General features: G+C 66.7%; 21 protein-coding genes and 1 pseudogene. 5 read left to right on the forward strand and 17 right to left on the reverse strand.

The window, feature by feature from the left end; all coding sequences use genetic code 11:
* Nucleotides 1-21: 21 nt before the first annotated feature.
* From ACSFA0_RS12740 to ACSFA0_RS12750, 3 genes are read right to left on the reverse strand one after another with little or no spacing between them, the layout of a single operon-like run.
* The gene (locus tag ACSFA0_RS12740; protein WP_435450533.1) at nucleotides 22-1,647 is read right to left on the reverse strand and encodes a nitric oxide reductase activation protein NorD; all 1,626 of its coding nucleotides are present in this window, start codon (nucleotides 1,645-1,647) and stop codon (nucleotides 22-24) included.
* Nucleotides 1,634-2,428: a CbbQ/NirQ/NorQ/GpvN family protein gene (locus tag ACSFA0_RS12745; RefSeq protein ID WP_435450534.1), complete on the reverse strand. Its 795-nt coding sequence runs from the start codon at nucleotides 2,426-2,428 to the stop codon at nucleotides 1,634-1,636. The genes ACSFA0_RS12740 and ACSFA0_RS12745 overlap by 14 nt, the downstream gene beginning before the upstream one ends.
* A 10-nt stretch (nucleotides 2,429-2,438) precedes the next feature.
* Nucleotides 2,439-3,482: an aliphatic amidase gene (locus tag ACSFA0_RS12750; protein WP_435450535.1), complete on the reverse strand. Its 1,044-nt coding sequence runs from the start codon at nucleotides 3,480-3,482 to the stop codon at nucleotides 2,439-2,441.
* Between the two features lie 98 nt (nucleotides 3,483-3,580).
* Here ACSFA0_RS12750 and ACSFA0_RS12755 point away from each other — a divergent pair, with 98 nt between their 5' ends.
* Both ACSFA0_RS12755 and ACSFA0_RS12760 read left to right on the forward strand, forming a co-directional pair.
* The gene (locus tag ACSFA0_RS12755; RefSeq protein ID WP_435450536.1) at nucleotides 3,581-4,150 is read left to right on the forward strand and encodes a nucleoside 2-deoxyribosyltransferase; all 570 of its coding nucleotides are present in this window, start codon (nucleotides 3,581-3,583) and stop codon (nucleotides 4,148-4,150) included.
* Between the two features lie 64 nt (nucleotides 4,151-4,214).
* A complete protein-coding gene (locus tag ACSFA0_RS12760) occupies nucleotides 4,215-4,928 on the forward strand; it encodes a YebC/PmpR family DNA-binding transcriptional regulator (protein WP_435450537.1) in 714 nt (237 codons plus the stop codon).
* A gap of 35 nt (nucleotides 4,929-4,963) precedes the next feature.
* Here the strand turns inward: ACSFA0_RS12760 and ACSFA0_RS12765 are convergent.
* From ACSFA0_RS12765 to ACSFA0_RS12795, 7 genes and pseudogenes are all read right to left on the reverse strand, one after another.
* Nucleotides 4,964-5,527, reverse strand: a pseudogene (locus ACSFA0_RS12765) (NADPH-dependent FMN reductase).
* Between the two features lie 20 nt (nucleotides 5,528-5,547).
* Nucleotides 5,548-5,955, reverse strand: coding sequence for a nuclear transport factor 2 family protein (locus ACSFA0_RS12770; protein WP_435450538.1), 408 nt, complete (start codon nucleotides 5,953-5,955; stop codon nucleotides 5,548-5,550).
* Complete coding sequence (locus tag ACSFA0_RS12775; protein WP_435450539.1) at nucleotides 5,952-6,512, reverse strand: VOC family protein; 561 nt, start codon at nucleotides 6,510-6,512, stop codon at nucleotides 5,952-5,954. Before ACSFA0_RS12775 ends, ACSFA0_RS12770 begins: the two co-directional genes overlap by 4 nt.
* On the reverse strand, nucleotides 6,509-7,522 hold the full coding sequence (locus ACSFA0_RS12780; RefSeq protein WP_435450540.1) for a zinc-dependent alcohol dehydrogenase family protein: 1,014 nt from the start codon (nucleotides 7,520-7,522) through the stop codon (nucleotides 6,509-6,511). The genes ACSFA0_RS12775 and ACSFA0_RS12780 overlap by 4 nt, the downstream gene beginning before the upstream one ends.
* Before the next feature lie 41 nt (nucleotides 7,523-7,563).
* Nucleotides 7,564-8,142 carry an amino acid synthesis family protein gene (locus ACSFA0_RS12785; RefSeq protein ID WP_435450541.1) on the reverse strand — a complete coding sequence of 193 codons (579 nt, stop codon included), beginning with the start codon at nucleotides 8,140-8,142 and terminating at the stop codon, nucleotides 7,564-7,566.
* Nucleotides 8,143-8,155: 13 nt separating this feature from the next.
* Nucleotides 8,156-9,124 (reverse strand): Bug family tripartite tricarboxylate transporter substrate binding protein, encoded by a 969-nt coding sequence (locus ACSFA0_RS12790; RefSeq protein WP_435450542.1) that lies wholly within the window; start codon nucleotides 9,122-9,124, stop codon nucleotides 8,156-8,158.
* Nucleotides 9,125-9,197: 73 nt separating this feature from the next.
* Nucleotides 9,198-10,058: a fumarylacetoacetate hydrolase family protein gene (locus tag ACSFA0_RS12795; protein ID WP_435450543.1), complete on the reverse strand. Its 861-nt coding sequence runs from the start codon at nucleotides 10,056-10,058 to the stop codon at nucleotides 9,198-9,200.
* A 141-nt stretch (nucleotides 10,059-10,199) separates the two neighbouring features.
* Here ACSFA0_RS12795 and ACSFA0_RS12800 point away from each other — a divergent pair, with 141 nt between their 5' ends.
* Nucleotides 10,200-10,922, forward strand: coding sequence for a GntR family transcriptional regulator (locus ACSFA0_RS12800; protein ID WP_435450544.1), 723 nt, complete (start codon nucleotides 10,200-10,202; stop codon nucleotides 10,920-10,922).
* A gap of 27 nt (nucleotides 10,923-10,949) precedes the next feature.
* Here the strand turns inward: ACSFA0_RS12800 and ACSFA0_RS12805 are convergent, their stop codons facing one another.
* Genes ACSFA0_RS12805 through urtA form a run of 7 tightly spaced genes read right to left on the reverse strand, consistent with a single transcriptional unit; the run spans nucleotide 10,950 to nucleotide 17,446 of the window.
* A complete protein-coding gene (locus tag ACSFA0_RS12805; protein ID WP_435450545.1) occupies nucleotides 10,950-11,288 on the reverse strand; it encodes a zinc ribbon domain-containing protein in 339 nt (112 codons plus the stop codon).
* 4 nt (nucleotides 11,289-11,292) lie between these two features.
* Nucleotides 11,293-12,522, reverse strand: a complete 1,230-nt coding sequence (fmdA, locus tag ACSFA0_RS12810; RefSeq protein WP_435450546.1) for a formamidase — start codon at nucleotides 12,520-12,522, stop codon at nucleotides 11,293-11,295.
* 25 nt (nucleotides 12,523-12,547) lie between these two features.
* The gene (gene urtE, locus ACSFA0_RS12815) at nucleotides 12,548-13,237 is read right to left on the reverse strand and encodes an urea ABC transporter ATP-binding subunit UrtE (RefSeq protein ID WP_435450970.1); all 690 of its coding nucleotides are present in this window, start codon (nucleotides 13,235-13,237) and stop codon (nucleotides 12,548-12,550) included.
* A gap of 13 nt (nucleotides 13,238-13,250) precedes the next feature.
* Nucleotides 13,251-13,994, reverse strand: a complete 744-nt coding sequence (gene urtD / locus ACSFA0_RS12820; RefSeq protein WP_435450547.1) for an urea ABC transporter ATP-binding protein UrtD — start codon at nucleotides 13,992-13,994, stop codon at nucleotides 13,251-13,253.
* A 17-nt stretch (nucleotides 13,995-14,011) separates the two neighbouring features.
* Nucleotides 14,012-15,217 carry an urea ABC transporter permease subunit UrtC gene (gene urtC, locus ACSFA0_RS12825; protein ID WP_435450548.1) on the reverse strand — a complete coding sequence of 402 codons (1,206 nt, stop codon included), beginning with the start codon at nucleotides 15,215-15,217 and terminating at the stop codon, nucleotides 14,012-14,014.
* A 1-nt stretch (nucleotide 15,218) separates the two neighbouring features.
* On the reverse strand, nucleotides 15,219-16,133 hold the full coding sequence (gene urtB / locus ACSFA0_RS12830) for an urea ABC transporter permease subunit UrtB (protein ID WP_262073834.1): 915 nt from the start codon (nucleotides 16,131-16,133) through the stop codon (nucleotides 15,219-15,221).
* 38 nt (nucleotides 16,134-16,171) lie between these two features.
* Entirely contained in the window at nucleotides 16,172-17,446 is a 1,275-nt protein-coding gene (gene urtA / locus ACSFA0_RS12835) for an urea ABC transporter substrate-binding protein (protein ID WP_435450549.1), read from the reverse strand.
* Between the two features lie 261 nt (nucleotides 17,447-17,707).
* Between urtA and ACSFA0_RS12840 the strand changes: the two genes are divergently transcribed.
* Both ACSFA0_RS12840 and ACSFA0_RS12845 read left to right on the forward strand, forming a co-directional pair.
* Nucleotides 17,708-21,094, forward strand: a complete 3,387-nt coding sequence (locus tag ACSFA0_RS12840; protein ID WP_435450550.1) for a hybrid sensor histidine kinase/response regulator — start codon at nucleotides 17,708-17,710, stop codon at nucleotides 21,092-21,094.
* Entirely contained in the window at nucleotides 21,078-21,974 is an 897-nt protein-coding gene (locus ACSFA0_RS12845) for a response regulator (RefSeq protein ID WP_435450551.1), read from the forward strand. The genes ACSFA0_RS12840 and ACSFA0_RS12845 overlap by 17 nt, the downstream gene beginning before the upstream one ends.
* Nucleotides 21,975-21,977 lie beyond the last annotated feature (3 nt).

Here is a 21,977-nt window from a genome sequence, read left to right on the forward strand (position 1 = left end):
GCCTCGGTTGGGTCGTGAGAGTTACTGGGTGGCGTTGAACAGGCGTGACAGCACCGCCGGCAGCATGACCGCATCGCGCAGCAGGGCACTGCGGCCTGCGCCGAACATCTGCCGCTCGGCCTCATCGCCCTCCGCCGCAAGCAGCAGGCACCCACAGCGCACGCCGCCACGCTCGGCCGAGCGCACCGCATGGCGCGCGTCGGTGGGCAGATAGCGCGGGTCGTGGATGTCGACATCGTGCGGATCGCCATCGGTCATCGCCAACAGCCACTTGCGATCGGCGTTCTCGCCCACCAGAAGGCGCGTGGCATGGCGCAGCGCGGTGCCCAGCCGGGTGGAGCGATCGCTGTGCAGCGCGCCCAGGCGTGACGCCGACGCGCCGCTCCAGAGTTCGGTGAAGTCCTTGACGCGCCACTGCACCACGCCGTGCCGCCCGTCCGAGCAGAAGCCTTGCACCGCCACGCGCCAGCCGGCCGCCTCGGCTGCCATCGCGAGATGCGCTGCGGCCTGCTGCTGCAGGGCCAGGCGGGTCGGCGTGCCCGGCGGCCCGACGGGCAAAGCGCTGGATGCGGAACAGTCGATCAGCACGAACAGGGCGCCGCTCGCTGGCACGCGCGCGCGGCGCCGGTAGACGCGCGCCTCGTCTGCGAAGCCGCTGCGCCTGTCGATGACGGCACGCAACGCGGCATCGAGATCGAGCATGTCGCCTTCGCGCTCGTGGCGTTGCTGCAAGCGCGGGATGCGGAGCGCGCGCCGCAGCACGGCGGCCAGCGCCTGCACATCGCCGATGTCCGGGGGTGCGCTGTTCGACCGCGACAGCGGATGCTGTTCGGTCACGGTGCACCAGTCGCGCCGCAAGCGCGCGATGCGTTCGTCCCACTCGGGGTAGCGCCATGGCACAGCCTCAGGCGGCACCGGCGGCGCGGGGACGTCGCCCAGACGCGCAGACGCAAGGGCTGCCAAGCGCGGCGGGGCGGCGCCTTCGGCAGTGTCGGGCGTGTCGGCCCACAGCCAGCGGTTGTCGTCGCGATAGTCCGGCCCCGGCCGGTAGCGCCGCGGGTCGAAGGCCACGCGCATCTGGCCCAGGTCATGCCCGAGCGCCGAGGCCATCGCGCGCAAGGCCGAGGCGTACGACAGGTCCACCACCGCCTCGCCGAAGCGCGCCCTTCCCTTGCGCACCCACGGATGGGGCTCGTCGTAGGTCGGGTCGATCAGTGCACGCGACAGGCGCAGCAGCAAGGTTTCGAAGTCGTCCCCATCGTGTGGCTCGGCCGTGTGCAACGGTGTCCACAGACGCCTCAACCCCGGTAGCTGGCGCCACGCCAGTGCCTCGACCCGCGCGTCTTCCAGCAGGCCGATCAGCGCCTGCGTGATCGGCGCGACGCCATGGCGCACGAAGATGCGCGGCGAGAAGACGAGGTGCGCGGCGGCGTGGGCGGCGGCGGCTCGCATCGTGTCGGCCGGTGCATCGGGCAGGTGCAGGCCGCGCGCAGACAGGAACGGTGCCGGTGCGTCGCCGCCCGGACCGCCTGCGGGCAGGTGCAGCAACGGCGGCGCGAGGTTCCACAACAGGCGCAGGTAGGGCCCGACCGGCTGGCGCCATGCTGCCGCCGGCGCACCCGCACCGTGGTCGTCAGAAGGCGGCATCGACCGCCGCCACCAGCGCATCGCGCAGCGCGGCATCGTCGGTGAGCGGCGCGACCAGGGCCATGCGACAGGCCGCGGCCGGGTCGGCGCCCGCGCGCACCAGCGTGGCCGCCCGCACCAGCATGCGGGTGGACGCGCCCTCGTCGAGCCCGTGGCCCGCCAGCCGCCGCGAGCGCCGGCCCAGCGCGACCAGTGTCGACGCCATCGACGCATCGACGCCGCTCTCGCGCACCAGGATCTCGGCCTCGTCCTCCGCGTCGGGGTAACCGAACTCCAGCCCGCAGAAGCGCTGTCGCGTCGATGGCTTGAGCATCGCGGTGCCGCCGGGGTTGTACGACACGACCAGCGCGAAGTCCGGGTGCGCATGCACCAATTCGTTGTGGCGCTCGACCGGCAGCATGCGGCGCGTGTCGGTCAGCGGATGGATGACGACCGCCGTGTCGGCGCGTGCTTCGACGATCTCGTCGAGGTAACAGAGGGCGCCGTGGCGTGCGGCCAGCGTCAGCGGGCCGTCCTGCCAGCGCGTCTCGCCGCCTTCGAACAGCCAGCGGCCGACCAGGTCGCCGGCGCTGGTGTCGTCGTTGCAGGCCACGGTGACCAGCGGCTTGCCCAGGCGCCACGCCATGTGCTCGACGAAACGCGTCTTGCCGCAACCGGTCGGCCCCTTCAGCAGCACCGGCAGGCGCTGCGCGTAGGCCGCCGCGAACAACGCGCACTCGTCGCCCAGCGCGCGGTAGTACGGCTCGGCGTCGATGCGCCAGGGCGCGAGCGGGTCCGCCATCGGCTCGGCTTCAGCGGTGCTGGTTCGCGGTGTCTTCGTTCGGGATGCCCTCGATCGGCGCCTCGGCCGTGCCGACCGTGCTGCGCGTGAAGGACTCGACCATCTCGCGCGTGCCCTGCGGGTCGGCGATCCACTTGCCATAGAACTCGTAGGGGCAGTCGGCCACGCCCTTGTCGCCCTCGCGCGAATTGATCATGCCGGTGTAGCCGCGGTGCACCAGCTTGAACAGATGGTTCTCCGACTGCCCGTGCTTGCGGAAGTCGCGGATGAGCGACTTGCTGAGCGCCGCGTACTGGATGCCCATTTCTTCGGTGCCGCATTCGCCCAGCGTGCGGCCGTCGAAGCCGATCAGCGCCGAGTGGCCGAAGTACGAGTACACGCCGTCGAAACCCGCCGCGTTGGCCACCGCCACGTAGGTGTTGTTGGCGAAGGCCATCGCCTTGGACATCAGAATCTGCTGTTCCTTGGCCGGGTACATGTAGCCCTGGCAGCGGATGATGAGCTCGGCCCCCTTCATCGCGCAGTCGCGCCAGACCTCGGGGTAGTTGCCGTCGTCGCAGATGATCAGGCTCATCTTCATGCCCTTGGGCCCGTCGCTCACGTAGGTACGATCGCCCGGGTACCAACCCTCGATGGGTGTCCACGGCATGATCTTGCGGTACTTCTGGACGATCTCGCCCTGGTCGTTCATCAGGATGAGCGTGTTGTAGGGCGCCTTGTTCGGGTGCTCCTCGTGCCGCTCGCCGGTCAGCGAGAACACGCCCCACACCTTCGCCTGGCGGCAGGCCTCGGCGAAGATCTCGGTTTCGATGCCGGGCACGCTGGCGGCGTTCTCGTACATCTCGGCGCTGTCGTACATGATCCCGTGGGTCGAATACTCCGGGAAGATCACCAGGTCCATGCCCGGCAGGCCGGCCTTCATGCCCACCACCATCTTGGCGATGGCCTTGCAGTTCTCCAGCACCTCGGCCTTGGTGTGCAGCCGCGGCATCTTGTAGTTGACGACCGCGACACCGACGGTGTCCTTGCTGCTGGAAATGTCGCCGTGGATCATGGCATCGACCTCGTCTGGGGTGGTGGGATCGACATCGATTCTGCAAAGCGCACCCACCACGCCGAATACGTTGATTGACGTAGCGCCACAATGGCGCGATGCCTTCCAACGCCCTTTCCGAATCGTCACGCCCCCGCATCTACCTCGCCGGCCCGGACGTCTTCTTCCGCGACAGCGAGGCGATCTTCGAACGTCTTGTCGCCTTCTGCGACACGCTCGGCCTGCAGGGCGTGCCGCCCTCCGACGGCGGCATCGCGGCCGACCTGCGCCTGGGCGACGAGGAGCGCGCGCAACGCATCTACGACAGCAACGTGCGCCTGATCCGTGAGGCCGACGGCGTGATCGCCAACCTCGTGCCCTTCCGCGGCCACGAGCCCGACTCGGGCACGGTATTCGAGGTCGGCTTCGCCACCGCGCTGGGCAAGCCGGTGGTGGTGTACGGCGTGGCGCCCGGCACCTATGCAGAGCGCGTGTGCGCCACCGTCGATTGCGACACCGGTGCCGACGGGGTGATCCGCGAGCGCGCCAGCGGCGTGATGGTCGAAGGTCTGGGCCAGCGCCTCAACCTGATGCTGACCCGCTCGACCGAGATCGCCGACTCGGCCGAGGCCGCGCTGGTGCGGCTGGCCGAGCGTCTGCGCGGTGACACGCTCCCCACAGCCGGCTGAGCCCGTCGGCGCGCGTACAGTCGCTGCTTCGCCGCCAGGCAACGCAGAACGCAAGGAGATCGACATGGGCGCGCAGTGGAAAGCAAAGCACAAGGACGTGGCGGCCAACGCCAAGGGCCGGCTCTTCGGCAAGCTGGCCAAGGAAATCATGGTCGCCGCGCGCAGCGGCGCCGACCCGGGGTCGAACGCCCGCCTGCGGCTGGTCGTCGAACAGGCCCGCAAGGTGTCGATGCCCAAGGACACGCTCGACCGCGCCATCAAGAAAGGCGCGGGCCTCACGGGTGAGTCGGTGCATTTCGAGCATGTCGTCTACGAAGGCTTCGCGCCGCACCAGGTGCCGGTGATGGTCGAATGCCTGACCGACAACGTGAACCGCACCGCGCCGCAGATGCGCGTGCTGTTCCGCAAGGGCCAGCTCGGCACCTCGGGCTCGGTGGCCTGGGACTTCGACCACCTCGGCATGATCGAGGCCTCGCCGACCACGGCCGATGCCGACGCAGAGGTCGCCGCCATCGAAGCCGGTGCGCAGGACCTGGAGCCCGGAGAGGAGGACGGCACCACCCTCTTCCTCACGGCGCCGACCGACCTCGACCTGGTGAGCAAAGCCTTGCCCGAGCAGGGCTTCACCGTGCTGTCGGCCAAGCTGGGCTACAAGCCGAAGAACCCGGTCGACCCGGCGACGCTGAGCGCCGAGCAGTTGGAAGAGGTCGAAACTTTTCTCGCGGCGATCGATGCCAACGACGATGTGCAGAACGTTTACGCGGGATTGGCGGGCTGAGGCCGGCGTCTTTCGGGCGGGCTTCGGGCCGTCGATCAGACGGCCATGAGGCGCACCTGCCGGATCCACCGTTCGAGGGCCAGCATCTGCTGCGTGACGAACTGCGTCGTCGCGTCATCGATGCACGCGCCGTCGGACGCGAACTTTCCACCGGCATTGGCGATGAAGACTTCAGGCTTGGGCAGCACCATCGCGTCCATGAACAGCATCACCTTGCGCAGGTCGTACTGAACCCTCGCGCCGCCTACCGGTCCTGGCGCCGCAGACATGATCGCGACCGGCTTGCGCTGCAACGGCTGGTCGCTGCCGCGCGAGACCCAGTCGATGGCGTTCTTCAGCATGCCCGGAATCGAGAAGTTTTACTCGGGGGTGGCAATGAGCACGGCATCGGCACGTCGCAGACGTTCGCGAAGATCGACGACCGACGACGGCATGCCACTGGCCATGGTGTCCGCGTCGAAAGGCGGAACGGCACGCCAGTCCACCACGTCCAGGCGCATGGACGGCGGCATGCAGGTGCCCGCCAGCCGAAGCGCATGGCGATTCAGCGAATCCGCTCGCAGGCTGCCGCAAAGCCCGACGACATCGATGGTGGTCATGTGTTCCTTCGTTTTTGCGTTCAGCCGATCGACATCTCGAGCGGCGTGGTCTGGAACGCCAGCTGCCGCCAGCGCCCCGCTTCCCGGATCCAGGTTTGCATGACCCGGGAGTCGATGCGCACGGTGCCGCTCCCGTCCTTCCGGACCCCCACCAGCAACTGGCGACCGGTCATCAGTGCGCTATCGCCCAGAACCCTCACCTGAAGCTCGCTGCGATCGAGGGTCTTGTAGTCGACCTTGAAGCCGCCGGTGGCGAAGTAGCTGTCGTAGCCGTCGATCTGGCCCTTGGCATGGACATGGATCAGGTCTGGGTGAAGGATCTCTCTCAGGCTCGCGAGGTCCGCGGCGATCATCGCGCTGCAGCGTCGGGCCTCCATCGCAAAGAGATCGGTCTCGACGGCGTCGTCACCGGGACGCTGCGTGTTCATGAGTGGCCTTTCTTGAGCGCCGCATTGCGCTGCGCGAAACGGGCAGACCACTCCGACACCGGCATGAAGCTCGAATCGGTGCGGACGAGGTGCTCGGTCTCGGCCCATATCTCATCGTCGGGTCGGTCCAGGTCGAGCGGATCCCCGTGCGGCTGACTCACATACCAGGGGGTATCGAGGTAGACCTCGACGGTGTTGTCCTCCGGATCCATGCAGTAGATGGAGAGCGCATTGCCGTGGTTGAGCCCCCGCATCTTCGTGGCGCCCAGTGCCAGCGCCCGGCGGCGCGCCTCGCGCAGGTGATCGATCGTCTGCACCTTGAACGAGAGCTGCATCACCGTACTGGCCGAGTCTTCGCCTCGCCCGCCAGCGAGAACCAGTTGGTGATGCTGCTCGCCGCGTCCGCTCAGGAAAAGTATCTCGAAGTCGAAGGTGACGCCGCGCCCGCGGTCGGTTTCGAGCAGGTCGAACACGCCGCAATAGAACGACTTCATCGGACCGAGGTCACGACAGAAGATGCCGCAGTGCGAAAGGTTGGGCTGATAACTCATCGTCATTCGGGACTCCCTTCCCGGGCGGTTGGAAAAAGGACGATCTTTCCGAGCGAGCTTCCGCTGTCGAGCAGCTCGTGCGCATGGCGCGCCTCGGCCAGGGGAAGACGGATGGCCGTCGGCGCACGAACCTGGCCGGACGCCATCAACTGGATGGCTTCTTCCATCAAACCTCGGCGCTGCGCTCGGTCGTTGTCGATGGCGTGGATCGAGAACGTGCGCACCGCCAGGCTCCTCGAGAGCAATGCGCGCAGTTCGCCGAACACGTCGCTGGACGGCATGCCCGACAGGATGTTGTAGGAAACGGCCATGCCCGAAGGCGCGAGTGAGCGAAGGCACGCGACGAACAGCTCGCCGCCGATGTGATCGAACGCGATGTCCACGCCTCGACCGCCCGTCGCCGCCATGACCGCCTCGGGAAGCCGCGAAGGCGCGCCGTCGAGGATCTCGTCCACGCCATGAGCGAGCGCGAAGGCGCGCTTGGACTGCGTGGACGTGGTGCCGAGCACCTGCAAACCACGGGACTTCGCCACCTGCGTCAGTGCGGTGGCGACGCCTCCGGCCGCACCGGGCACCAGGATCGATCGCGCGGGCAGGTTGCCATTGCTGGCCAGCAGCGCCAGCGCCAGCTGGAAGTTGCCCAGGCTGACGGCGTCGTCGAAGGCAAGGCTGTCCGGCAGGACGAAGGGCACTTCCTCGGAGACGCAGATGTATTCGGCATAGCACCCGCCGCGCTGAGGAAGCTCGCGTGCACTGACCAGAACCCGGTTGCCGACGGCCAGCCTCGAGACGCCTTCTCCGACCGCATCGACGGTGCCGGCCATCTCGTTGCCCGGGATTGCCGGCAGCGGTGGCATCCACTTGTAGGTCCCGTTGCGGATCAGTACATCGGGGCCACCGGCCCCGATCGCAGCGGCGCGCACGCGCACCTCGCCCGGTCGCGGCTGCGGTCGGGGAAGGCTCACGAGCGACAGGACCTCGGGCCCCCCGGTATGCCGCAGTTGGACGGCTTGCATGTGTGTCATGGAAATCCCATCAAGAGTTGTCGCGTCGATGCTCAGCGCTGTCCGTCGTGGACGGCCACCTGATCCTTCGTGAGTCCGCCCAGGCGTGAATGAACGCGCCCCCCGTCGGCCATGACCAGCGCAAAGAGAATTTCGTCGGGACGCGGTGCATCCTGGATACCCACCTCGAAGGTGTTGTAGTGGCTGCGCACATAGGAGGCATGGATGTAGTGCAGCGGCACCATCAACCGGTAGCCGGTGTGGGCCACCGCCTTGGCGGCCGGGACCATGGCCTTGGGTTGACCCAGCACCTCGCGCATCGCCCAGCCACCAGCCTCGTGCCAGACGGCACCGTGCTCGAGCTCCCCGTTGACACCCACGATGGCAGCCTTGCTGTAGGCCTCGACCTGGCCCTTGCCGAGGGTCTGCACGAGCTCCTCGGCCAGCAGCCGACCGAGGCCCCGCAGTTCCGCCATGAACGGCAGGAGGTCCGGTTCGTAGCGACCGGCATAGGGGTTGCGAACCACCGCGCTGGCGGCGGCCAGCCGCAGCGGCTTGTCGGCCACCGGGCCGCCTTCGTGGTACACGGTTTCGACCACGAGGCTGCGCTTGCGTATCTGGATCAATGACATGTGTGTTGCCTGTTTATTGTTTGGGAATCCTGGCGTCGGCGACGACGCGCTTCCATTTCTCGAGCTCGGCCGAGACCATGGCCTTCATCTCGGCCGGCGTGCTGCCCCGGGCCTCGCCGCCCATGTCCTCGAGCCGCTTGCGCACGGCCGGGACCTCGAGCGCCTTCAGCACCGCGCCACGGAGCTGTTCGACGATGGCCTCGGAGGTTCCCGCCGGTGCCATCAGGCCCGCCCACGATCGCACGTCGTAGCCTGGGACGCCCTGCTCCGCGACCGTGGGAACGTTGGGCAAGCCCGACCAGCGCTGCGCGCCGGAGGCCGCCAGCACGCGCAGCTTGCCGGCCTCGATGTTCGACATGACCGCCGTGGGCGGCGCGACGATGAACCCGACATCACCACCCAGCAACGCGGTGAGCGCTGCCGCATCGCCTCGGTACGGAACGTGGAGCAGCGAGGTCTTGGACATCGACGCGAACAATTCGCCGGCCAGGTGCTGCGTCGAGCCGATGCCCGCCGTGCCATAGCTCACCGTGCCGGGCGCCGCCTTGGCCGCCGCGATGAGGTCTTTGAGCGTCTGGAACTTGGCGTTGGCATTGACGGCGAGCAGGAAGGGAAAGTAGGTGATGGTCGAGATCATCTCGAAGTCGCTCACCGTCTTGTAGGCCAGCGTTTCGTACAAGGCGCCCGCCACCGCATGGCCGCCGGTGGCCAGCAGCAGCGTGTAGCCGTCCGGCTTGGCACGCGCCACGGTGGAAGCCGCGATGTTGCCTCCGGCCCCCGACTGCGCCTCGACCACCACCGCCTGACCGAGCGTCTTGCCCATCTCCACGCCGACCGCCCGTGCGATCGCGTCGGCGTTCCCGCCCGGTGCGTAGCCCTGGTACAGCTTGATGGCCTTGTCGGGGTAAGCCGCCGCAAAGCTCAAGCTTGCCGGCCAGGCCAAGCTGGCGCCGCACGAGGCGACGAAATGCCTTCTTTTCATCGTTGTCTCCGAGATCTTCTTGTTGGGAGCGCTGCGGCGAGATGCGGCAGCGCGTTGTACGACGAGTGCCGCGTCAGTTCTGCGCGACCACCGGATTGCGCAGCAGGCCGACGGCTTCGATCTCCACCTCCACGAGGTCGCCAGGTTTCATGAAGCGCGGAGGCTTCTTGCTCCAGCCGACACCCGCCGGCGTGCCCGTGGCGATCACGTCACCAGGACTCAGCGTGAAGATGGTGGACGCGTAGTTGATGAGCTTCGGAATCGAGAAGATCATGTGGCCGGTGTGACTGGACTGCACCGTCTCTCCGTTCAGGCGAACTTCCAGCTTCAGCTCACGACCAGGTTCGATTTCATCGGCCGTCACCATCCACGGACCGAACCCCCCCGTCGATTCGAAGTTCTTGCCGGAGGCAATCTGCTTGGCGTGGAATTGCCATTCCCGGATGCTCGCATCGTTGTAGCAGCTGTAGCCCGCCACATGCTTCCACGCGTCGGTCTCGGAGATATCGCGCCCGCCCTCGCCGATGATCACAGCCAGTTCCCCCTCCCAGTCCAGCGATTCGGAAACGTGCGGGCGCACGATCGGGCCGTTGTGCGGGGTCTGCGAGCGCCAGACGCGCAGAAAGATCGGTGGCTGCTCGGAGAGCTCACGCTGCATGCCTGCGGCAAGAACTTCCTGGTGGTGGTCCATGTAGTTGCGCACCGCGCAAACGATCTTCTCCGGCCGGGGGATGACTGGCAGAAACGTCACGTCGGCCAGCGCCGCATCGGCCTTCAGTCCGGCCACCAACGCGTCGCGTCGCGTGAAGTCAGGACTCGCAATGAAGTCCGCAAGGGTGGCATGCCCGGTCCTGGCGGCCAGGTCGGCCACGCCGTCACCGACGACAACGCCCCAGGTGTCTCGTCCGGCATGTTGGTACGACATCAACTTCATACAGATCTTTCAGCAAGGTGAGGGTGCGAGACATCCGAATGCGTCCCGTCGGATTATTTTGTGCATAAAACAGTGTGTTATGCATGGTAATAACCCTTGTGCTGTTTCCTGTCGAATATGCGCGTACCGTATGATGGCGCCGTGATCAAGCCCTCCTCTTCATCCGACGTCCTGGTGGAATCCGATGCGCCCTTGGCGGAAAGGGCCTACCGCCGGCTTCGCCAGGCGATCGTTCGCTGCGAGTTCCAGCCCGGCCAGCGCCTTCGGGTCGATGAACTCAGCAAGCAATACGCGTTGAGCAGCAGCCCCTTGCGCGAGGCACTCAGCCGCCTCTCGGAGCAGGGGTTCGTGCGTGCTTTCGAGAACCGGGGGTTCCGCGTCGCGCCTTTGACCGTGGCGGGCGTGGCCGACCTGACCCGCGTGCGGCTTCTGGTGGAATCCGAAGCCCTGCGGGATGCGATCGCCTGCGGAGACGACCAGTGGGAGTCCAGATTGGTGGGGGCCGCGCACGGACTGGCACTCATCGAGCAGCGGCTGCCCGAAGGCCCGCTGATCCTGAGCGAAGCCTGGACTGCGGCGCACCGCGAATTCCATCTGGCGATGTACGGCGGTACGTCGTCGCCGATGTTGATGGACTTGGTGTCCTCGCTGTTCGACAGCGCCGAGCGCTACCGGCAGTTCTCGGCACGACATCGGAAGGTCGAGCGTCGAAAGAACTCCGAACACAAGAAGCTGGTCACCACTGTGCTCGAAAGAGATACGGAGCAATCCGTGGCCCTGCTGCGGCAGCACATTTCGATGACCGAACGCAATGTGACAGCCGCGTTGCTGAGCATGGAAGCGCAGGGCCTGCTGCTGCAGTAGTCACAGCGGCCCTGCGGAGGCCGCCTTTCAGTGGCTGATCATCCAGGGCCGCCGGCTCGGCGCCCCCTTCACGCCATTGGCGGCGGTCACGGTCGCTCCGCGCTTGGTGTTGCAACAGCCGCAGCCCGACGGATGCTTGAGCCGCTGATAGTCCTTCGAGCTCTTCGGCTCGTGCCGCGCGCGCTCGTTGGTCTCGATGGCGCTGCGCGTGCTGCCGGCCATGAGCGCCAGGCGCGGCGCGGCCGACATCACGCGGGGCGACGCTGCGCCGCAATCCGGACAGGCGGCCGGCTCGTCGCGCCGGCTCACGCTGCGCAGCGCATCGAAACCGCCACACTCGCGGCATTCATAGTCGTAGGTCGGCATCGGCTCAGACGTCCTGCGACAGTGGCATGTCGATGCTGCCGTCGATGAACTTGGTCGGCCCGCTGGCGTTCGGGTTGATGTCGAAGTCGAAGATCTCGGTCGGCAGCCACAGCGTGGCGCACGAGTTCGGCACATCGACCACGCCGCTGATGTGGCCCTGCACCGGCGCCGTGCCGAGGATCGAATAGGCCTGCGCGCCCGAGTAGCCGAACTTCTTCAGATACTCGATCGCGTTCAGGCAGGCCTGGCGGTAGGCCACGTTCACGTCGAGGTAGTACTGCTTGCCAGCCTCGTCGACCGAGATGCCTTCGAAGATCAGGAAGTCCTTGTAGTTGGGCGTCATCACGCTGGGCTTGAAGATCGGGTTCTTGATGCCGTACTTGGCCATGCCACCCTTGATGAGCGTGACCTTCATGTGCACCCAGCCGGCCATCTCGATGGCGCCGCAGAAGGTGATCTCGCCGTCGCCCTGGCTGAAGTGCAGGTCGCCCACCGACAAGCCCGCGCCGTGGACGTAGACCGGGAAGAACACTTTCGAGCCGCGCGACAGGTCCTTGATGTCGCAGTTGCCGCCGTGCTCGCGGGGCGGCACGGTGCGGGCGCCTTCGGCCGCGGCCTTCGCGCGCGCTTCGCCGGTCATCTTGCCCATGTGGGCGGTGCCGGCCGAGGGCGGGTTGGCCAGGCCGGGCACGCGGGTCGGGTCGGTGTCGATGAGCTTCTGCTCGCGCTCGTTCCATAGGTCGAGCATCGGCTTGTCGGGCAGGCAGCCGATCAGGCCGGGGTGGATCAGCCCTGCGAAGTTCACGCCCGGGATGTGGCGCGAGCTGGTGAACATGCCCTTGAAGTCCCAGATGGACTTCTGCGCCAGCGGGAAGTGATCGGTCAGGAAACCGCCACCGTTCTTCTTCGAGAAGAAGCCGTTGAAGCCCCAAAGGCTGTCCTGCTTGGCGCCGATGTCGAGCAGGTCGACCACCAGCAGGTCGCCGGGCTCCGCGCCCTTCACGCCGACCGGGCCCGACAGGTAGTGCACGGTGGTGAGGTCGATGTCACGCACATCGTCGGCGCTGTCGTTGTTCTTGATGAAGCCGCCGGTCCAGTCGAAGGTCTCCAGGATGAAGTCGTCACCCGGGTTGACCCAGCAGGCCATCGGAATGTCCGGGTGCCAGCGGTTGTGGATCATCTCGTTTTCGGTGGGCGACTTCGTCAGGTCGACCTTGATCAGCGTGTCCGTCATTTGGGTGTGGCTCCTGGGGTGGTGGTTAAACAGAGAGGTAGGCTTTGATGTGATTGATGTCGGTCTTGTCGCGCGCGGTCTCGTGCACCAGGCGCCCGCCTTCGATGACGAAGAGCCGGTCGGCCACGTCCATCGCGAAGCTCAGCACCTGCTCGGACACGACGATCGTGATGCCGCGCATCTTTCGGATTTCGTTGAGCGCTTTGGCGATGTCCTTGATGATCGAAGGCTGGATGCCCTCGGTCGGCTCGTCGAGCAGCAGCACCTTGGGGTTGGTGACCAGCGCACGCGCGATGGCGAGCTGCTGCTGCTGGCCGCCAGAGAGGTTGCCGCCCTTGCGTCGCTTCATGTCGAAGAGCACGGGGAACAGCGCGTAGATTTCTTCGGGGATGTGCCGGCTCTTCGAGTTCTCGAGTCCGGTCTGGATGTTCTCCTCGACCGTCAGCGTCGGGAAGATCATCCGGCCCTGCGGCACGTAGGCGATGCCCTTGGCCACGCGCTTGAAGCTCTCGTCGTGCGACACGTCGTTACCTGCGACCTTGATGCTGCCGCTCTTGATCGGCAGCACGCCCATCAGGCTCTTGAACAACGTGGTCTTGCCCATGCCGTTGCGACCCATGATGGCGATGGTCTCGTTCGCCATGCCGTCGAAGGAGATACCGTGCAGCGCCTCGCTCTGGCCGTAGGCGGTATGGAGGTCTTTGACTTCCAGCATCACGTTGCTCATGTCAGTGTCCCAAATAGACGTCGATGACGCGTTCGTCGGCTTGCACCTTCTCCATCGGCCCTTCGGCGAGGATCTTTCCCTGGTGCATCACAGTCACCTTGTGCGCGATCTGCTTGACGAACTCCATGTCGTGCTCGATCACGATCACAGCGCGGTTCTTGCAGATGCGCTTGAGCAGGTCGGCCGTCAGCTCGCGTTCGCGTGAACTCATGCCGGCGATGGGCTCGTCGAGCATCAACAACTCGGGCTCCTGCATCAACAGCATCCCGATCTCCAGCCATTGTTTCTGGCCGTGCGACAGCAACCCCGCTTCGGTGCCCAGCTTGTCAACCAGCCCGATGTCCTCGGCCACGGCCTGCACGGCGGCCTTCACCTGGTCGGTGCATTTGAAGGCCAGCGCGCCGAACACCGAGCGGCCCGAGGGGTACGACACCTCCAGATTCTGGAAGACGCTCAGGTTCTCGTAGATCGACGGCGTCTGGAACTTGCGGCCGATACCCAGGCGCACGCGCTTGTGCTCGGCCATCCTGGTGAGCTCGGTGTTCTTGAACTTGATGCTGCCGCTGCTGGCCTTGGTCTTGCCGCAGATCAGGTCGAGCAGCGTGGTCTTGCCAGCGCCGTTGGGGCCGATGATCACGCGCAGCTCGTTCTTGTCGATGTAGAGCGTCAGGGTGTCGATGGCCTTGAAGCCGTCGAAGGACACGGTCAGGTCTTCGACCGCCAGTGCGAAATCGGTGTTACTCATGGGGTGGGCTCCGGGGTTCAGACGCGCTGGCTGCTCACGCCGTCGGGCAAGTCGCCCATCCCGGTGCCGGGCGCGGGGTCGACGATGCGTGGCGGCAGTGGTGCCGATGCCGTCGGCGGCTTGGCCGACGCGTCGCGCAGTGCCTGCCGGCGGTTCTTCCACCACGGCGCGATATGGCTTTCCCACAGCCCGGCCAACCCCATCGGGAAGGCCATCGTCACGCCGATGAAGAGCGCGGCCATGAGGAATAGCCACAGGTCGGGAAAGCTCTCGGAGAACAGCGTCTTGCCGGCGTTCACCAGCAGCGTGCCGTACACCGCGCCGACCAGGCTCATGCGCCCGCCGACGGCCGCGAAGATCACCATCTCGATCGAGGGCACGATGCCCACGAAGCTGGGCGACATGAAGCCCACCTGCAGCGAGAACAGCGCACCGCCGATGCCCGACAGGCCGGCGGCCAGGCAGAAGGTGAACACCTTGAAGTTCGACACGTCGTAGCCCGAGAAGCGCACCCGGTCTTCCTTGTCGCGCATGGCCAGCAGCAGCGTGCCGAGCTTGCTGGTCTGGATCCAGCGGCACAGCACGATGCTGGCGATGAGCAAGGCCACGCAGACGTAGTAGAGGATGTACTTGGCACTGTCGGTGCGCGTGTCCCAACCCAGCAGGGTCTTCAGGTCGGTCATGCCGTTCACCCCGCCGGTGTAGCCCTGCTGGCCGATGATGAGCACCGTGACGATCAGCGCCACGGCCTGCGTGATGATCGCGAAATACACGCCGCCCACGCGCCGCTTGAACATGGCGTAGCTGATGATCCAGGCCAGCAGCGTCGGCACCGCGATCACCAGGATCAGCGTGAGCGGGAAGCTCTTGAACGGCAGCCACATCAGCGGCAGTTCGGTGATCTGGTTCCAGTCCATGAAGTCCGGAATGCCGGGCGTCGACTGGATCTTGGTCGTCTCGGGGTCCGAGGCTTCCAGCTTCAGGAACATCGCCATGGCGTAACCGCCCAGGCCGAAGAACACGCCCTGCCCCAGGCTCAGCACGCCACCGTAGCCCCACACCATCACCAGCCCGACGGCGACGAAGGCGTAGGTGAGGTACTTCCCCACCAGGTTGAGGCGAAAGATGTCGAGCGAGAGCGGCAGCACGACCGCCAGCAACAGCGTGAGGATGACGAGGCTGGCCAATTGGTAGCGCGTGATGAGGGACTTGATCGTGTTCATGTCAGCGTCGAACCTTCGATGCGAAGAGACCTTGGGGGCGGATCATCAGGATGAGCACGATGAGCGACAGCGTCAGCACTTTCGCCATCGACCCGGTGATGAAGAACTCGGCGATCGACTGGGTCTGCGCGATGCCGAAGGCCGACACCACGGTGCCCAGCAGGCTGGCCGCACCGCCGAAGGTGACGACCAGGAAAGCGTCGACGATGTAGAGCGACCCGGAGGTCGGCCCGGTGGAGCCGATGGTGGTGAAGGCGGCGCCCGCCACGCCGGCGATGCCGCAGCCGATGGCGAAGGTCAGGCGGTCGGTCTTCTTGGTGTCGATGCCCGTGGCGTTGGCCATCGTGCGGTTGGCCACGGTGGCACGCACCCGCAGGCCCCAGCGGCTCTTGTGCAGCGCCAGCAGCACGCCGACGGTGACGAGCGTGGTCAGCGCCAGCACGAACAGGCCGTTGATCGGAATGTCCAGCCCCTCGGCCGGCGCCCACGAGCCCATCAACCACTCGGGCAGCGTCGGGCTCACTTCCTTCGGGCCGATGAAGGTGCGGAAGATCTGCTGCAGCCCCAGGCTGATGCCGAAGGTCGCCAGCAGCGTGTCGAGCGGCCGCTTGTACAGGTGGCGGATCAGCGCCCATTCCACCAGCCAGCCGGCGATGAACGCCAGGATGAAGGCCAGCCCGATGGCCAGCGGGAAGTAGTACGGCATGAAGGCCGGCGCCAGGTGCTCCGTGAAGCGCGCGGCCATGTAGATCGTGTAGGCGCCGATGGTCATGAACTCGCCATGCGCCATGTTGATCACGCCCATCTGGCCGAAGATGATCGCCAGGCCCAGGCCCATCAGCAGCAGCACCGCGAAAAGGCTCAGCCCCGCGAAGCCCTGCATGAGGCCGATGTTCCACATGTCCGAAATGCTCATGAAGGCTCCGGGGATGAGTTGGCTGGGCGGTCTTTGACTTACTGGTAACCCTTAGGGAAGGGATCGGGCTTGATGAGGTCAGGCGATTCCGCCACGACCTTGAACGAGCCATCCAGCTGGCCTTGACCGATGCGCGCCTTGCTCCACAGGTGGTGGTTCGCATCCAGCTTCACGTAGCCTTCCGGCGCGTTCTTCAGTTCGATGCCAGGCGATGCCGCCACGACCTTGTCGACGTCGAAGCTGCCGGCCTTCTCGACGGCCGCCTTCCAAAGCCACGGACCGAGGTAGCCGGCCTGCGTCACGTCGCCGATCACCGCGTCCTTGCCGTACTTGGCCTTGAAGGCCGCGACGAACTTCTTGTTGTTCGCGTTGTCGAGGGACTGGAAGTACTTCATCGACGAGTAGAAGCCCGCGAAGTTCTCCCCGCCCACGCCGGTCATTTCGTCTTCCGTCACGGCCAGCGTCAGCAGGAACTGCTTGTCGCCGGTGATGCCCGCGGCCTTGAGCTGCTTGTAGAAGGCCACGTTCGAGCCACCCACCACGGCCGCGAAGATGCAGTCGGGCTTGGCGACCTTGATCTTGTTGATCAGCGAGTTGAAATTGGTGTGGCCCAGCGGGTAGTACTCCTCGCCCTTGACCGAACCGAGCTTGCCCACCGTCTCGATGTGCTTGCGCGCGATCTTCATCGAGGTGCGCGGCCAGATGTAGTCGGAACCGACCAGGAAGAAGGTCTTGGCCTTCTTCTCCTTGTTCGCCCAGTCCAGGCCCCAGATGATCTGCTGCGTGGCTTCCTGGCCCGTGTAGAAGACGTTCTTGCTCTGTTCCAGGCCTTCGTAGAAGGTCGGGTAGTACAGCAGGCCGTTTTCCTTCTCGAACACCGGCAGCACGGCCTTGCGCGAAGCGCTGGTCCAGCAGCCGAAGACTGCGGCGCAGTGGTCGTTGACCAGGAGCTTCTTCGACTTCTCTGCGAAGGTGGGCCAGTCGGAGGCGCCGTCTTCCTTGATGACCTTGATCTTGCGACCCAGGATGCCACCCATGGCGTTGATCTCGTCGATGGCCAACTGCTCCGCCTGGATCGAGCCGGTTTCCGAGATGGCCATGGTGCCGCTGGACGAATGCAGCTGGCCGACCGTGACCTCGGTGTCGGTCACCGCCAGCTTGGTCGTGTTGACCTTGGCCGTCGGGAACTGCTGACCGAAGGCGAGGCCGCTGAGGCCCATCACCGGCAGCGCGGCGGCGCCCTGGAGCAGACGACGGCGGCGCAGCGCGAGCTGCTGCTGGGCAGCGAGGGACGGATCTTGATCACGGGCCATGGGGAATCTCCAGTCGAAGGTTGAGAGTTGCGAAGCAGGGACCAAACGGTGTTTCGGCGCACCACCGCTGTGCGGCGTGCGGCGCGCCGAGCACCATGGCCGCCACTGTAGGAACCGGCCGACGTATGCCGAATACGTCAATCAACGTAGAGCCCGCGCCTCCCCGCACGGCGAGACTGGCGGTCCGTTGCGTCGACCGGAACGGACAAGGAGCGCTTCTTGCAACGAGACAGGCACACCCTCTTCCAGAGAGAACGGAACATGCCGCCCGTCACCGGTCAGAAGATCTTTCGTATCCGCCGCGACTACAACACCTGGGTGTCGAACGAGACGCTGGAGGACTACGCGCTGCGCTACACGCCGCGGAGCTTCCGCAAGTGGTCGGAGTTCCGGGTGGCGAACGCGGCGTTCGGCGCCACGTCCTTCCTGGCGCTGGAGGCCATCGGCGGCGCCATCGCGCTGAGCTACGGCTTCGAGAACGCGCTGTGGGCCATCCTGGTGGTGGGCATCATCACCTTCCTCACCGGCCTGCCGATCTGCTACTACGCCGCGAAGTACGGCGTCGACATGGACCTGCTCACGCGCGGTGCCGGCTTCGGCTACCTGGGCTCCACCCTCACCTCGCTCATCTACGCGAGCTTCACCTTCATCTTCTTCGCGCTGGAGGCGGCCATCCTCGCGCTCGCGCTGCAGATGTACTTCGACTGGTCGCTGGCCGTGTGCTACCTGGTGTCGTCGATCGTCATCATCCCGCTGGTGATGCGCGGCATCACGATGATCTCGGCGCTGCAGCTGTGGACGCAGCCGATCTGGCTCACGCTCTTCGTGCTGCCTTTCGTTGCGGTCCTGTGGAAGAACCCGCAGGCCTATGCCGACTTCACGGGGCTGGTCGGCCGCATCTCCGGCACCAACAACTTCGACCCGTTGATGTTCGGCGCGGGCGCCACGGTGGCCTTCTCGCTGGTGGTGCAGATCGGCGAGCAGGTCGACTACCTGCGCTTCCTGCCCGAGAAGACCGCCGCCAACCGCGCCAAGTGGTGGGCCGCCGTATTGGTGGCGGGGCCGGGATGGATCGTGCCGGGCATGCTGAAGATGCTGGGCGGCGCCTTCCTCGCCTTCCTCGCGCTGCAGCACGAGATCCCGGCCGCGCACGCGGTCGAGCCGACCCGCATGTACCTGGCCGGCTTCGCCTACGTCTTCAGCGACCCGGCCTGGGTGCTGGGCATCACGACGCTGTTCGTCGTGGTGTCGCAGATGAAGATCAACCTGACCAACGCCTATGCCGGCTCGCTGGCCTGGTCGAACTTCTTCGCGCGGCTCACGCACAGCCACCCCGGGCGCGTGGTGTGGCTGGTGTTCAACGTGCTGATCGCCCTGCTCCTGATGACGCTGGGCGTGTTCGCCGCGCTGGAGAAGGTGCTGGGCCTCTACAGCAACATCGCCATCGCGTGGGTCGGTGCGCTGGTGGCCGACCTGGTCATCAACAAGCCGCTGGGCTGGAGCCCGAAGTCGATCGAGTTCAAGCGGGCGCACCTGTACGACATCAACCCGGTTGGCCTGGTGTCGATGGTGGTCGCGGCGACGGTGGCGATGGTGGCGTACGCCGGGCTTCTGGGGCGCTGGGCCGAGTCTTTCTCGCCCTTCATCGCCCTGCTGACCGCGCTGGTCGTCTCGCCGCTGCTGGCCTGGAAGACGAAGGGCCGCTACTACCTGGCGCGCACCGACCTGCAGCGCTGGGCGCCCGGCGAGATGGTGCGCTGCTCGGTCTGCGACAACGCCTTCGAGTCGGAAGACATGGCGCACTGCCCTGCCTACAGCGCGCCGATCTGCTCGTTGTGCTGCACGCTCGAATCGCGCTGCCACGACGGCTGCAAGAAAAACTCGCGCGCCTCCGAGCAGATCGGCGTGTGGATCAAGGCGCTGCTGCCGCCGGCGCTCGCGCTGCGGCTGAACTTCCGGGTGGCGCACTACCTGCTGGTTGCGACCTCGCTCATCGCGCTGCTCGCCACGGTGCTGGGCATCGTCTATGCGCAGGAGGGCCTGCTCAACGCGCATGCCACGCATGTCTTCCTGCGCTCGCCTTTTCTCAAGGTCTTCGCGCTGCTGTCGATGGTGGCCGCCGTGGCGGCCTGGTGGGTGGTGCTGGGCAGCGAGAGCCGCAAGATGGCACAGGAGGAATCGAACCGCCACAACCACCTGCTCACGCTGGAGATCGAGGCGCACCGACGCACCGACGCCGCGCTGCAGGCTGCCAAGGAGGCGGCCGAGGCGGCCAACCAGGCCAAGACGCGCTACGTGGCCGGCATGACGCACGAGCTGCGCACGCCGCTCAACAGCATCCTGGGCTACTCGCAGATCCTGCTGAAGAACGACGACGCCACGCACCCGCCGCGCGCCGCGGTACAGACCATCCACAAGAGTGGCGAGCACATGCTCGGGCTGATCGACGGCCTGCTCGACCTGGCCCGCATCGAGGCCGGCCGCCTGCAGTTGGAGCCGATGCCGCTCGCCCTGCCCGGCTTCCTCGACGAGGTGGTGCGCATGGTGCGTCCGCAGGCCGAGGGCAAGGGCCTGGCCTTCGTCTACACCCACGCCGGCCGGCTGCCGGCCTGGGTGCATGCCGACGCCAAGCGGCTGCGCCAGATCCTCATCAACCTGCTGACCAATGCCGTGCGCTTCACCGAGGCCGGTACCGTGACGCTGCAGGTCGACGCCACCCGCGAGGTGCTGCGTTTCGACGTGATCGACACCGGCATCGGCGTGGCGCCGCAGGACCACCAGCGCATCTTCCTGCCCTTCGAGCGCGGGGCCGCCGGCCGGCGCCATGGCGAACCGGGCACCGGCCTGGGCCTGACCATCACCGGCCTGCTCACCTCGCTGATGGGCGGCGAGCTGCGCATGGCGGCCACGTCGAACCGGGGCAGCACCTTCAGCGTGCGGGTGTACCTGCGCGAGGTGGCCGACCCCGGCCCGCAGGCCGAGCCGCAGCGCCCCATCTCGGGCTACTTCGGCCCGCGCCGCACGCTCCTGGTGGTCGACGACCAGCCGGTGCAGCGCCAGATGCTGGCCGGCATGCTGATGCCGCTGGGTTTCGACGTGCGCGAAGCTGCCAGCGGCACCGAATGCCTCGACAGCCTGCGCGAGCACGTGCCCTCGGCCATCCTGCTGGACATCAGCATGGACGACATGGACGGTTGGGAGACGGCCACGCGGGTGCGCATCGCCGGCTTCGAGGACGTGCCCATCCTCATCGTCTCGGCCAATGTCTTCGAGAACCAGGCCGACCGGCTGCAGGCCAACGGCTGCCAGGCCTTCATCGGCAAGCCCGTGATCGAGTCGGAGCTGATCGCCACGCTGGAGCGCCACCTCGGCCTGCAGTGGCTGCAGCACACGCCGCCACCGGCCGCGCACGATGCGGCTGCGCCGCCGGCCGAGCCGATCTCGCTGCCCGAGGACGCGCGGCTCGAGCTGATGCGCCTGGTGCAGGTCGGCCACGTGCGCGGCCTGCAGCAGGCGCTCGACCGACTCGCCGCCGATGACCCGGCGCTGGCCGCCACCTGTACCCACCTGCGCGGCATGCTGGCGCGCTTCGAACTCGAAGATTTCAAGAATGCACTCGCGGAGGATGCCGATGCACCCAGCCCCTGACAACGAACGCCCCGTGGTGCTGGTCGTCGACGACGCGCCCAGCAGCCTGGGCATGCTCTGCGACACGCTGGAGGCCAGCGGCTACACCGTGCTCGTCGCGGCCGATGGCGAATCGGCGCTGCAGCGGCTCGAGCTGGTGGTGCCCGACGCGATCCTCCTCGACGGCGTGATGCCGGGCCTGTCGGGCTTCGAGACCTGCCGGCGCATCAAGGCCAACCCGGCGCTCGCGCACATCCCGGTGCTCTTCATGACCGGCATGGCCGAGACGCAGGACGTGGTCGAGGGCTTTGCTTGTGGCGGCGTCGACTACGTGGTCAAGCCGATCCGCGCACAGGAGGTGCTGGCGCGCCTGCACACGCACACGCGCAACGCACGCATCACCCGCATGGCGCGCGACGCGGTCGACGTGGCTGGCATGGGCGTGGTCTTTGTCGACACGCACGGCCGCGTGGCATGGCGTTCGCCGCAGGCGGCGCTGTGGCTGCATGCGCTGGGCGAGCCTGCCGCGCTGGGCCAGTTGCCGACGGTGCTGGCGCCCGCGCTGGCGGACGGCGCAAACATCGCCGCGACCACCGCGGCCGGCGTGCGGCTGTCGGTGCGCAACATGGGCTCGGCCACGCTCGGCGAGACCATGCTGCTGCTGGCACTGCAACGCGAAGGACCGGCCCTCGCGTCGCGCGTGGCCGATGCCGCGCTCACGCCGCGCGAGACCGAGGTGCTGTCGTGGCTGGCCAAGGGCAAGACCAACCGCGACATCGCCGAGATCCTGGGCATGAGCCCGCGCACGGTCAACAAGCACCTCGAGCACATCTTCGAGAAGCTCGGCGTCGAGACACGCTCGGCCGCCGCGGCGCTGGCGACGGGGCACATGGCGCTGTAGCCG

Source organism: Variovorax restrictus, from assembly GCF_051216715.1.
Taxonomy (GTDB): Bacteria; Pseudomonadota; Gammaproteobacteria; order Burkholderiales; family Burkholderiaceae_C; genus Variovorax.